The organism is Verrucosispora sp. WMMD573 (assembly GCF_027497175.1).
Taxonomy (GTDB): Bacteria; Actinomycetota; Actinomycetes; order Mycobacteriales; family Micromonosporaceae; genus Micromonospora.
The window spans coordinates 5,661,061-5,673,362 of the sequence record NZ_CP114901.1; the positions used below are offsets into that span (position 1 = coordinate 5,661,061).

General features: G+C 72.6%; 9 protein-coding genes. 4 read left to right on the plus strand and 5 right to left on the minus strand.

Features of this window, described 5'->3' with window-relative positions:
* Positions 1–80: 80 nt before the first annotated feature.
* Both O7601_RS25640 and O7601_RS25645 read right to left on the minus strand, forming a co-directional pair.
* Positions 81–878: an SDR family oxidoreductase gene (locus O7601_RS25640; protein WP_281563641.1), complete on the minus strand. Its 798-nt coding sequence runs from the start codon at positions 876–878 to the stop codon at positions 81–83.
* Positions 875–1,855, minus strand: a complete 981-nt coding sequence (locus O7601_RS25645; protein WP_281567033.1) for an LLM class F420-dependent oxidoreductase — start codon at positions 1,853–1,855, stop codon at positions 875–877. The genes O7601_RS25640 and O7601_RS25645 overlap by 4 nt, the downstream gene beginning before the upstream one ends.
* A gap of 101 nt (positions 1,856–1,956) precedes the next feature.
* Between O7601_RS25645 and O7601_RS25650 the strand changes: the two genes are divergently transcribed.
* Positions 1,957–2,820: a DUF1028 domain-containing protein gene (locus O7601_RS25650; protein WP_281563642.1), complete on the plus strand. Its 864-nt coding sequence runs from the start codon at positions 1,957–1,959 to the stop codon at positions 2,818–2,820.
* Between the two features lie 135 nt (positions 2,821–2,955).
* Here the strand turns inward: O7601_RS25650 and O7601_RS25655 are convergent, their stop codons facing one another.
* Both O7601_RS25655 and O7601_RS25660 read right to left on the minus strand, forming a co-directional pair.
* Complete coding sequence (locus O7601_RS25655) at positions 2,956–3,648, minus strand: maleylpyruvate isomerase N-terminal domain-containing protein (protein ID WP_281563643.1); 693 nt, start codon at positions 3,646–3,648, stop codon at positions 2,956–2,958.
* Between the two features lie 4 nt (positions 3,649–3,652).
* Entirely contained in the window at positions 3,653–4,540 is an 888-nt protein-coding gene (locus O7601_RS25660) for a phosphatase PAP2 family protein (RefSeq protein WP_281563644.1), read from the minus strand.
* Positions 4,541–4,622: 82 nt separating this feature from the next.
* On the opposite strand from O7601_RS25660, the gene O7601_RS25665 reads away from it, so the two are divergent.
* The gene (locus O7601_RS25665) at positions 4,623–5,348 is read left to right on the plus strand and encodes a DUF3159 domain-containing protein (protein WP_281563645.1); all 726 of its coding nucleotides are present in this window, start codon (positions 4,623–4,625) and stop codon (positions 5,346–5,348) included.
* Between the two features lie 277 nt (positions 5,349–5,625).
* Here the strand turns inward: O7601_RS25665 and O7601_RS25670 are convergent, their stop codons facing one another.
* Positions 5,626–8,526, minus strand: coding sequence for a glycoside hydrolase family 48 protein (locus tag O7601_RS25670; RefSeq protein WP_281563646.1), 2,901 nt, complete (start codon positions 8,524–8,526; stop codon positions 5,626–5,628).
* A 968-nt stretch (positions 8,527–9,494) separates the two neighbouring features.
* On the opposite strand from O7601_RS25670, the gene O7601_RS25675 reads away from it, so the two are divergent.
* Positions 9,495–10,988: a GH1 family beta-glucosidase gene (locus tag O7601_RS25675; RefSeq protein WP_281563647.1), complete on the plus strand. Its 1,494-nt coding sequence runs from the start codon at positions 9,495–9,497 to the stop codon at positions 10,986–10,988.
* Positions 10,989–11,043: 55 nt separating this feature from the next.
* The gene (locus tag O7601_RS25680; RefSeq protein ID WP_281563648.1) at positions 11,044–12,279 is read left to right on the plus strand and encodes an MFS transporter; all 1,236 of its coding nucleotides are present in this window, start codon (positions 11,044–11,046) and stop codon (positions 12,277–12,279) included.
* The last annotated feature ends 23 nt before the right edge of the window (positions 12,280–12,302 follow it).

The following is a 12,302-nucleotide window of genomic DNA, read 5'->3' on the forward strand; positions in this document are numbered from 1 at the left end:
GTGACAAACAGGACCCTTCGCAACCTTTCGGGTGCCACAACTGCATGATCGGCGAGGCGGTGCGGCGGAGGGGTCGGCGATCAGGGGGTGGCTCGGAGGCGGCGGACGAGTTTGCGGAGGCCGGACTGCCAGCCGTCGGGGTCCTCGGCGCGACGGCGGGAGTAGTCGGCCACCTCGGGATGCGGCAGGATCAGGAAGCGTTCCTCCGCCATCCCCGCGACCGCCGCCGCGGCCACGTCGTCCGGGCTGAGCACCGCGCCGGAGGCCGCGATGATCCGGGCACCGAGGTGTCCGGCGGCCAGTCCGTCGGCCAGCATCGGGGTGTCGACCCCCTGCGGACACAGCGCGCTGACCCGGATCCCCTGGTCCCGGTAGGTCACCGACAGCCACTCGGCGAAACCCACGGCGGCGTGCTTGGTGGCGGTGTACGCGGCGTCGCCGACGGCGGTCAGCACCCCCGCCGCCGAGCAGGTGTGCAGCAGGTAGCCGCTGCCTCGGGCGAGCATCGCCGGCAGCACCGCCCGGGCGGCGTACACGTGGGCGAGCACGTTGACCCGCCAGGACCGTTCCCAGCCGGCGTCGTCGACCTCCACTCCCCCGCCGGTGCTCACTCCGGCGTTGGCGCAGAACACGTCGATCCGGCCGTGGCGGCGTTCGGTGTCGGCGACCAGGACGCGTACCTGTTCCTCGTCGGTGACGTCGACGGCTACCCCACGGGCCAGTGGGCCCACGGCGGCGGCGACTTCCTCGGCCGCGGCGCCGTCCAGGTCGGCCAGGACCAGCGCGGCGGCGCCCTCGGCGGCGAACCGTCGGGCCAGCGCCGCACCGATCCCCCCGGCTCCACCGGTGATCACCGCTACCCGTCCGGTGAGGTTCACGCCGACTCCTTCGCATCGCGCCCGAGCCGGGCGACAAGTGTGGCCAGCGCCGCCGGGTCGGTGCCGGTGACCTCCGGGGTGGGCAGCAAGGCCAGCACCGGTACGTCCACCCCGGCGTCGACGTACCGGTTCACCTGTGCCCGGCACTGCTCCGGTGAGCCGTGCAGGATCAGCGCGTCGACCACCTCGTCCGGGATCGCGGCCAGGGCGCCTCGCCGGTCGCCGGCGGCCCACGCCGCCCACATGTCGGCAAGCGTCTCCTGGCGGCTGAGCCAGCGGTGGAACTCCGCGTACGCGGGCACGGTCAGATAGCTGGTGATCATGCGCCGGCCGAGGGTGCGGGCATACCGGGCGTCCTCGGTGGGACAGACGAAGATCCGGGCGACCACCTCGAACTGCGGACGCCGCTGCCCCAGCTCGGCCACTGCCCGGGGCACGTCGGTGGCGGCGAGCCAGTTGAGGATCACTCCGTCGGCCTCGGCGGCGGCCAGCCGCAGCATGCCCGGACGCAACGCCGCCAGCAGCAGCGGTGGCGGGACCGCCGGCGGCCGTTCCAGGGTGAACCGGCGGACGGCGAAGGTGTCGAAGGCGCCGTCGACGGTCTCCCCCCGCAGCGCCGAGCGCAGGAATCGCAGCACGTCGCGGGTGCGCCGGAACGGTTCGGTGAACTCCACGGCGTTCCAGTCGGAGACGACCACCGGCGACGACGCGCCGATGCCGAGGGCGAACCGGCCCGGGGCGACGTCGGCGAGCGCGGCGGCGCTCATCGCCAGCAGGCCGGGTCCACGGGTGAACGCCGGGGTGATCGCGGTGCCCAGCCGCAGCCCGGGCTGCCAGGCGGCGGCCAACGCCAGTGGGGTGAACGCGTCGGCCCCGTTGACCTCGGAGGACCACACGTCGGTGAAGCCGGCGTCGGCGAGGGCCGCGTACACCGCGGCGTGGTCAGCGAGCGGGATCCCGCCCAACGGCACCGTCATTGCCCATCGCGTCGTCATCGGTCGATGGTGCCCGCCCCGCCGTCTTCGGGCAAGGTCGTCGAGGCGGCCGCAGGACCGTCACCAGCGTTAACCTTCCCAGCGTGACCTTCTCCCTCGTGGCCCGCTCCGACGACGGCCGGCTGCACGGCGTCGTCGTGGCCAGCCGTTTCCTGGCCGCCGGGGCACTGGTGCCGGGTGCCACGGCCGAGGTCGGCGCGATCGCCACCCAGGCACACGTCAACCTGGCCTACCGCCCGCAGGGGCTGGCGCTGCTGCGTACCGGCGTGTCCGCCGCCGGCGTGGTCGCCGGGCTGGTCGCCGCCGACCCGGAACGCGATCACCGGCAGCTCGGTGTGGTCGCCGCCATCGGGCCGGGCGCCACCTGGACCGGTGCGCACTGCCGGGGCTGGGCCGGTGGACAGGCCGGCGACGGCTGGGCGGCGCAGGGGAACATCCTCACCGGCCCCCAGGTCGTCGACGCGCTCCGTGACGCCTGGCTGGCCGGGACCGACCTACCGTTCCCGCAGCGGCTGCTCGCGGCGCTGCGGGCGGGCGAGGCCACCGGCGGTGACCGGCGCGGGCGGCAGAGCGCCGGCCTGCTGGTGGTGCGCCGCGGCGGCGGGTACGGCGGCACCGGCGACTTCATGATCGACCTGCGGGTCGACGACCACCCGGATCCGATCACCGAACTCGACCGGTTGCTCGCGGTGCACACGCTGCTGTTCAGTCGACCCGATCCGGCCACCCTGCTGGACCTGACCGGGGCGCTGGCCACCGAGGTCGCCGGGCTGCTGACCGCGCTCGGGTATCCGGCCGACCCGACGGAGCCCGAGGACGCGCTTGTCGCCTGGGCCGGGCTGGAGAACCTGGAGGAGCGGCTGGCGCCCGGTCGGATCGACCCGGTGGTCCTGGCCCACCTGCGCGCCGCCGCCCCGCACGTACCGGCACCCCGTAGCGCCGCCTGACCGGCCGGCACCGGCCGGCAGCAGCGGCAGCCCGACACCGCCACGCCGACGCCTGACCCGCCGGCCGCGTCCGGTACCGGGGCGGTGGCGGCTCGCGCGGGCGGGTGCACGGCGGGTCCCGGCGGGCGGGGTCGGTCAACCGCCGAAGGTGAGCAGCCGGATGCCGGCTACGTCGAGGGCCTCCTGCTCGGTCCGGCTGCGCGTCTCGCGGCCGGTGGCCTTGCGGATCAGGGTCAGCCGGTCCCAGCCGAGGTGCGCCGGCAGGGCCTGCCCGCCGGTGAGCAGATCGGCGATCACCCGGGCGGCGGTGGGGGTCAGCCACGGCTGCCGGTCCAGCGCCTCGGCCAGGTCGAGGCCGTGCACACCGACCTCCACCACCCGGGTACGCAGGAACTCCGTGACCGTCATCGCGTCGCCGTGCCGGCTGCGCACCACCCGGTCGGCGGGGTGGCCGTCGACTGCGGCGAGGGTGGCCCGCCAGACCGCGTCGAAGTCCGTGCCGAGCACCGCCCCGGGCCCGGCCGCCAGTTCCTGGCTGCGGTGTCGGGTCGCTTCGGAACGCGCGGAACCGATCCGGGCGGCGTCCACCTCCGGGACGAACTTCGTCGCACCGAAGTAGCCGGCGGCGTCGACCTGGGCCGGTCCGGGCACCTCGACGGCCAGCATGTCGGCCAGCCGACCGGCTCCGGTGCGTACGTGGGCCAGCAGGTCGGCCACCGTCCACGGGGTGCAGCGGGTCGGGCGGTCGAGGTCCGACCGGTCGAGGGTACGCAGCACCGCGCCGAGCCGGTCGCACTCGTCATGGAATGCCGACCGTACGACGCCCATTCGGTCAGCCCTTGTAGCGGGGGACCAGACGGTGCACGGCGGTGAGCACCAGCGCCATCACCACCGCCATGGAGCCGGCGATGCCGGCGGCGCTGCCCGTGTAGCCGACGAACAGCGGACGGCGGGACAGCTCCGCCGCCGGGGTGGATCGCAGTCCCACCAGCCACCACAGGGCCAGCGCGCAGCCGGCGATCGCGAGCAGCCCGCCCACGCCCAACAGCACGGCGGTGAGCCGGTGCGCGTCACCGGGCTCGACCTCCGCCTGTTCCCGCTGGGTGATCAGCAGCAGCAGGCCGGCCAGCGCCGCCCAGACGCCGACCACCAGGAACGCGGCGACCGCGTCGCTGGGGCGGTGCCAGCCCGCCGACAGGGTCGCCACTCCGGCGGTCGCGGCGTAGCCGGCACCGATCACGGCCCCGACGGCCCGCACCTTCGGCGGAAGCACGAGCACCAGGGCCACCGCCACCGAGCCGGCGACCGTCGTGTGCCCGCTGGGCAGGCTGTTGCCGACGTACGCCCGTTCCAGGTCGATGCCGTAGTCGGGGCGGCTCAGTCCGTACTTGAGCAGTTGGGTGGTGACGTTGGCGCCCGCGATCAGCAGGGTCGCCGCGACGGCCAGGGCGACCCGACCGCGGATCAGCGCGATGAATCCGATCATCACGGTGACCGCCAGCAGCGACACCACGGACATGGCGTTGAGAATCCGGTCGACCGGCTCCTCGATGTGGTCGCGGCCGATCCGGTTGCCGGTGAGGGCCACCGTGTCGATCCACTGGCCGATCTCCATGTGCAGGGCGAACTGCCAGACGGCGATGAAGGCCGCCGTCTGAATGAGGGCCAGCACGACCAGCCAGACCGCTGTTCCACCCCTGGGCGTCACGCGCACCCGCACAACTTAGCGGCACACCCCCGGCGTCCGGCCGGTGACCCGTCCGTGGCGTGGAGATAGGTTGGCCGCAGGTGAGGGAGGACACGTGACCGGTACGTCGGAGCGGGACGCCGCCGTGGACGGGCGACCCGAGTCACTGGCCGATCTGCTCGGTGGGCGTCGAGGCGCCGTGGACGCCACCGTGCCGCCGGTCGCGTTCGCGGTGGGCTGGCTGGTGGCCGGCCGGTCGGTCCTGGTCGGGGTGGTGGCGGCGCTGGTCGCCGGCGCGCTGGTGGCCGGCTGGCGGTTGCGCCGCGGTGACCGGCCCCGGTCGGTGCTGGTCGGGCTGCTCGCGGTCTGCGTGGCCGCGCTGGTGGCGGTGCGCACCGGGCGGGCGGAGGACTTCTTCCTCGTGCAGGTGCTGGCGAACGCCGCCAGCGCGCTGGCGTGGGCGGTGAGCATCATCGTGCGCTGGCCGCTGCTGGGGGTGGTCGTCGCCACCGCGCTCGGGCAGCGCGGGCGCTGGCGCCGTGACCCGGCGCTGCTGCGGGCGTACGGGCGGGCCAGTTGGGTGTGGACGGCGACCTACCTGCTGCGTCTGGCGGTGTTCGTGCCGCTGTATCTCGGTGGTCACGTGCTCGCCCTGACCGTCGCCCGGGTAGGACTGACCTGGCCGCTGGTCGCGGCGGCCCTGGCGGCCAGTTGGGCTGTGCTGCGCCGGTCGCTGCCGGCCGGTCATCCGGGGCTGCGGCACCCGGTGACGGCGCGAACCGAGCCGGGCGCGAGGGCGCCCGACGACGGCGCGTCGAACGCGCCGGGGCTGGAACAATAAGGGAGAGGCCGCCACGGGGGGAGCGGCCTCTCCGGTGATGTACGTTACTCCGTCCCAGGCCGGGTTGTGATCCCGGGGCGGTCACTTTTTTTCGCTATGTGCGCGCCGTGCTCGGCGGGTCGGGGTGGTGGGGTGGGCCGACCGCTCCGCTGCGTCGGCCAGAGGGCCGACCCACCCCGGCCTGACCGTGGGTGTCAGGCCGTCAACCGGACCTGCCTCTACCCCCGAGGCTCGGCCGGTGCCTCCGGGTGGGTCACACCCACCCGGAGGAGTTCGTTCAGCCGTTGGGGAACAACTTCCCGTAGTCGGCGTAGGCCATGGCGACGTCCGCCTGTGCCCAGAAGCGGTGGTAACGGAACTCGGGCTCCGGCCCACCGTCGAGGTACGCCTGCACCTTCGGCCACGCCGGGTCGTCCTTGTAGAACGACCGGATGTCGACGAAGCTCTTGCCCGGGGCGATGACGTCACCGTTGGGCATCTCACCGGTCCAGCCCGGCGGGATGTACAGGCCCTGCCCGGTGGAGGCGTCGTAGACGTCGTCGAAGCGCCGGTAGTCGCCACGCTTCTCCACCGTCGAGACACCCTGGGCGTCGCTGTGCGAGTGCAGCGCGTCCAGCAGACCCTTGGCGGTGGTCTTCGCCGCCGTGTTGCCCGACTTCGCCGCGTACGCGATGAGGGTGCGGGCGTAGGCGGCGGCGACCCCGACGTCCTGGCCCTTGACCGTCACCTCGACGTGCAGGTTGGTGTTCGGCTGCGGGTTGCTCGGGTTCCAGTTGTTGGGCTGGCCGGTCCACTTCATGTCCGACGGGATGGACCAGTTGGCGCCCAGCGTGGTGTTGGCGATCGCCCACGGCACCCACTTGTCCAACAGCGCCTTGGCCTTGGCGTTGCCGCTGACCAGGTACAGCTCGGCGATGCGCTGCATCGACCAGGCCTGCATGCCGAACCACTGGTTCGACGGCGGGTCGTTGTAGACCGGGTCCTCGTCGTAGAACATGCCGTAGAAGGTGGCCGTGCCGGCCGGCGGCTGGCCGTAGTGACCGCCCCAGCTGTTGGTCGCGCCACCGGCGATGCCGCCCTCGGCGGACTGGAGCCAGGTGTAGAGCTCCAGCTGCCGGTTGAGGCTGTTGGTCCAGTCCGCCGCCGCCGTCGGCGAGCGCGGCTTGAGCTCGTCGACGTTGGTCAGCGCCCAGGCCGCGAACGGGTTCTGGTAGCCGAAGTGGCTGTGGCTGGAGCCGATCCGCCAGGACCAGTTCTGGCTGGTCTCGTACGCGCCGCCCCAGGCGTAGTACCAGGAGAGCAGGTAGTGGGCGGAGGTGCGGCCGGAGCCGGCCGGGCAGGCGCTGGCCCCGACGCAGTTGCCGACCCGCTTGAAGTACTTGTCGAACAGGGCGTACCGCAGGTAGTCACCCATCTTGGCGGCCTTGGCCACGGTGGCCGCGACGTCGGCTGCCTTGTTCTGCTCCTTGGCCCAGGTCAGCGCCCAGTACGCGGCCTGCACGGCGCGCGCGTCGGCGTCCGGGGCGTTGGTGTACTTCCACTGCTTGGCGGGGGCCTGGCTCTCCTTGATGAACAGGTCCAGGTAGCCGTACTGACCGCCGTGGGCGAAGGTGTCGCAGGACGGCTGCGGCACGGTCTCCCACACCGACTCCTGGGTGCCCCGCTGGAAGGTGTTGATGTACGCGGGGCGGGTGGTGCCGTCGCCGCAGCGGCCGTAGCCGTAGACGTTGTCGACGTCCAGCAGCCAGTGCATGCCGTAGATGGAGCCGGTGTTGTAGGTAGACCGCAGTTCCGCGCGCAGCGGATCCTGGCCGACCGGCACGTTCGAGTCCAGCTGCGACGGGTACTGGCTGGGCAGGTCGTGCTCGGCGGCGTAGGTGGCGTCACCGGCGGAGCCGGCGGTCGGCTGGTCGGCGTCGGACGGGATGATGTACTTCTCCATCACCGTCCAGGCGCTGTTGAACGGCGCCCAGTTCTGGGTCACCCGACCGTAGTAGGCCTCCAGCCACAGCCAGAAGCTGAACGCCTCGGAGGTGGTCTCGTGGCCGTGGTCCGGCGCCTCGACGATGAGCGTCTCGATGGAGTGGTACGGCACGCCCTCCGGGCTGAAGTAGCCCGAGTTTTTGATCTTGTTGTACTGGGTGAGGAAGCGCTGCACGTACTCGCCGTCGCCGCCGGGCACGTCGTTGTCGATTTCGGTGACCGTGACGGTCGCCGGCGTGTGGCCGGTGGCCGAGGCGGTGACCGTGGCGGTGCCGCCGACGGTGTCTTCGTCCTCCGCGGCCCGGACGGTCACGTTGACGCCGGTGTTCCAGTTCGACGTGGTCAGCGTCGCCGAGGTCGGCGTGACGGTGACGTCCGTGTCGCCGGTACGCGCCAGGCTCACCGCGACGTTGGCGGTGGGCGCCCGGTTCAGCTTGAGGTTGAACGTCGAACTGCCGCCCTCGGGGACGGTCACCGCGGTCGGCGTGGCGACCAGGGCCGGCGAGGTGGCGCCGGCGACGGTGAACGACCGCTCGGCGATCGCCGACAGACCGCTGTTGTCGTACGCCCTGGCCTGCACGGTGTAGTCACCGGCCGGCAGGCTCTCCAGGGTGTACGCGTACGGCGCGCTGGTGTCGGTGTTGACCAGCAGCCCGTTGCGGTAGAACTCGACCCGGGCGACGGTGCCGTCCGGGTCGCTGGCGGTGGCGGTCAGCGGCACGGTCGCCGGGGCCGTGAACGGGCCGGCGGGCACCGACAGGCTGACCGTCGGGGGCTGCTGCGCCGTGCCACCACAGGTGACCCCGTTGACCGAGAACGAGGTCGGCTTCCCGTTGGTGCCGGAGTGGGAGCCGTTGAAGCCGATGCTGGTGCTGCCGCCGGCCGGGATGTTGCCGTTCCAGGCTTCGTTGACGGCGGTGACCTCGTTGCCGCTCTGGCTCCACCGGGCCGACCAGCCCTGAGTGACCCGCTGGTTGCCGGGGAAGGCGAACTTCAGGGTCCACCCGTTGATCGCGTCGCCGGTGTTTCTGATGGTGACGTTGGCGGTGAAGCCGTTGCTCCAGTCATTTGTCGTATAAACCACGTCGCAGGCCGGTGCGGCCTGTGCGGCGGCGGCGGGGACGGTCGCCCCACCGATCGCCAGCGCCGCGGCGGCGAGCCACGCCAGGCGCCGACGTCTAGCCAGGTTTCTCATCTGCGCGGTGTCTCCTCGGACCAGGCCGGTGGCGGTGGCGCCCCGGCGGTGGCGCCTCGGGGGACGACAGGTCCGCCGAGGTGCCAGTGGATGGTGGTCGCTGCGGCCCGAGTCGGGCCGGCGCGGCGGGGCGCCGTGCGGGACGGCAGCTGCTCCCGCTGCTGGCAGGACGCCGTACCGGATGAACCGGAAGCCCTCGGCGACCCGCGCTCACGCGTACCTTGGCTCCGCGCGGTCGATCGACAGTGTGCCATGGAAGCGCTCCCAATGCCAGCAAGGGAACTTCCGGAAACACCGACTTGTTTCGATCTCGTTTTGGGGCTTTCACAAAGCCGTGACGGGCGTTACAGTCGCAGCAACGTCGATGGGAGCGCTTCCATCGACAGAGTTCCACCCGGAATATCACTCGGGGTCGTGCCCACGGCTCCGGGGAACAGACCACAGGCCGACGGCGGGCCAGCCCGGACACCGCCGTCAGCCGTCACCCCACCATAGTGGAGGGAGGTGGATCCTCAGCCACTCGCGTGGCCCGGCTCCCGCGCGACACGCACAACTGGGACGCCAATCCGAACGTGCGTGTACCGCAACACGGTGGGGACGGGGGTTGCCCTCCCCCGTCCCCACACTAAACCCCCGTTCACGATGGGAAAAGAGGCCGACGGGTCAGACGCGCACCACCCGCGCGCCCCGCACGGCAGTCGACCCGCCCCGCCGACCGCCATCCGCGACGCCCCGCCGACCGCCCGGGCGCGCACCACCGGTCCGCCCGCGGTACTCGGCGCACCCGGTCCCGCTCGCACCACCTGCCCGACCGGCACAGCGCCCTCCCCCACCCCACGTCATCCCGCCACCGAGGCCGTCCGCCCCACCCCTCGTGACGACTCGACCCGGCGGGGACCGCCTACCGTCTACCCTTTTTTGGGAGCGCTCCCGGGCCAGGCGGTCGTCCCCATCCACGAGGAGAACCCATGTCGATACTCACCAGGCGGCACCTGCTGCGCCGCGCGGCGCTCTCGGCCACCGCCGCCACTCCGGTCAGCGCCGTCCTCGGCAGCACCGCCGCGGCCACCACGGCCACCGGTCTCGCCGGCTGCCAGCCCGGCGACCCGGCCGACAAGACGGCCACCGCGTCGAACCCGAGCACCCGGCGGTCCTTCCCGCCCGACTTCGGTTGGGGCGCCGCGACCTCCGCTTACCAGATCGAGGGCGCCGCCAAGGAGGACGGCCGCGGCGAATCGATCTGGGACACGTTCAGCCACACCCCCGGGCGCATCCGCAACGGGGACACCGGCGACGTGGCCGCCGACCACTACCAACGCTATGCCGAAGACCTCGATCTGATGCGCGACCTGGGGCTGCGCAGCTACCGGTTCTCCATCTCCTGGCCGCGCATCCAGCCCGACGGAACCGGCGCCGCCAACCAACGCGGCCTCGACTTCTACCGTCGTCTCGTCGACGGTCTGCACGAACGCGGAATCGCCCCGATGGCCACGCTGTTCCACTGGGACCTGCCGCAGAGCCTGCAGGACACCGGCGGCTGGGAGTCCCGTGACGTCGCCCAACGCTTCGCCGACTACGCCACCATCGTCTTCGACGCCCTCGGTGACCGGGTGCCGGTCTGGCTGACCATCAACGAGCCCAAGACCGTGGTGCAGAACGGCTACCTCTTCGGCCACCACGCCCCCGGCCGGCAGGACCCCGACGCGGCGTACCTGGTCGCACACCACCTCCAGCTCGCCCACGGCCTCGCCGTCGGCGCCCTGCGGGCCAGCGGGGTGAAAAGCCGCATCGGCCCCGCCTTCAACCTGCATCCCTGCTACCCCGCCGACGACTCGTCCGCCGCCGTGGAGGCCGCCCGCCTCTACGACGGTTACGAGAACCGCCTCTACCTAGACTCCGCGCTGACCGGTAGTTATCCCGCCGACGTGCTGGCCGATCTCGGCCCCGACAGCCGGATGGTCCGCGGCATCCGCGACGGCGACCTGGAGATCATCTCCACCCCGATCGACCTGCTCGCCGTGCAGTACTACACCCCGATCTACGTCACCGCGTCCGGCGACACGGCACGCCGCTGGCCCACCTCCGAGGCGGAGTGGCAGCAGATCTACCCCGACGGGATGTACGACATCCTGACCCGGGTCACCCGCGACTACGGGCCGATCCCCCTCACCGTCACCGAGAACGGCCTGCCCACCCCCGACGAACTCAGCGCCGACGGCACCGTCGAGGACGACGGTCGGGTCACGTTCCTCCGCGACCACCTGACCGCCGCCCACCGGGCCATCGCCGAGGGCGTGCCGCTGGAGAGCTTCCACGTCTGGTCCCTGCTCGACAACTTCGAGTGGGCCGAGGGCTACGAGCAGCGCTGGGGATTGATCTATGTCGACTACCCGACCCAGCGTCGGGTGTTCAAGCGCAGCGCCCACTGGTACCGCCAGGTCATCGCGGACAACGCGGTCTGACCCGTCAGCGCGGCGGCGTCCCGACCCGGGGCGCCGCTGCGCGTACGATCACCACATGCGTGAGCACAGCCGTCTCGGCCGGCCGTTCTGGACCTTCTGGAGCGCCGCCGCGCTGGCCAACCTCGGCGACGGCATCCGGATGGCCGCCTTTCCACTGCTGGCCGCCGCACTCACCGACGACCCGCTGGCCGTCGGTGCCGTCGCCGCCGCGCAGTTCCTGCCGTGGCTCGTCTCCGGACTGCTCGCCGGGGCCCTCGCCGACCGCCGAGCTACCCGTACGCTGCTCGCCGCCGCCGACACCGGCCGGGTCGTGGTGCTGGCCGCGCTGGCCACCACTGTCGCCCTGGGCTGGGCCACCATCGCGCTCGTCGTCGCCGCCGCGTTCCTGCTCGGCGTCGGCGAGACCATCCGGGACACCGCCGCCCAGACCGCCGTACCCAGGCTCGTCCCCGACGCGCAACTGGAGAAGGCCAACGGGCGACTGGTCGCCGGGGAGATCGTCGGCAACGAATTCGTCGGCCCACCGGTGGGCGCCCTGCTGTTCGTGCTCGGTGCCGCCATCCCGTTCGCCGTCAACGGAGCCGCCCTGGCCCTGGCGGTGATGCTCGTGCTCTCCCTGCCGCTGACCCTGGCGCACCGGGCCACCGCGACCGCCGGGGATACTCCGCCGGCCGCCGACGGCGACGGCGCACTGGCCGGCCTGCGCTGGCTCGTCCGCCAGCCGATGCTGCGCACCCTGGTGTTCGTCACCGCCGCCGTGGCCGCCGCGGACACCGCCTGGTTCGCGATCTTCGTGCTCTACGCCCGCGACGCCCTCGACCTCGGCGCGTTCGGCTTCGGCCTGCTGCTGGCCACCGGGGCGGCCGGTGGCCTGATCGGCTCGTTCGCCGCCGACCGTCTCGTCGCCCGCTTCCACCACCGGTCCGTGTTGACCTGGTCCATGGCCGTCACCGCCGGCGTACCGGTCCTGCTGGCCGTCGTCGGGCACCGCGCCGTCGCGGTGCTCGTGGTGATCACCACCAGCGCCGCGTTCGCCGTGCTCAACGTCGCCGCGCTGTCGGTACGCCAACGACTGGTGCCGGGCGGGCTGCTCGGTCGGGTCATCGCCGCCTCCCGCGTGGTCACCTACAGCTGCACCGCGCTGGGGGCGCTGGCCGGTGGTGCCCTGGCCGCCCGTGCCGGCATCGAGGCGCCGTTCCTGTTCAGCGGCATCGTCGCCGTGGCCGCCACGGTCGCCTGGTGGGTCGCGTCCCGACCCACCACCCCCGGCAGCGCGCCCGGCCTCCGGTGAACGCACCGTCAGCCGGCCGCTAA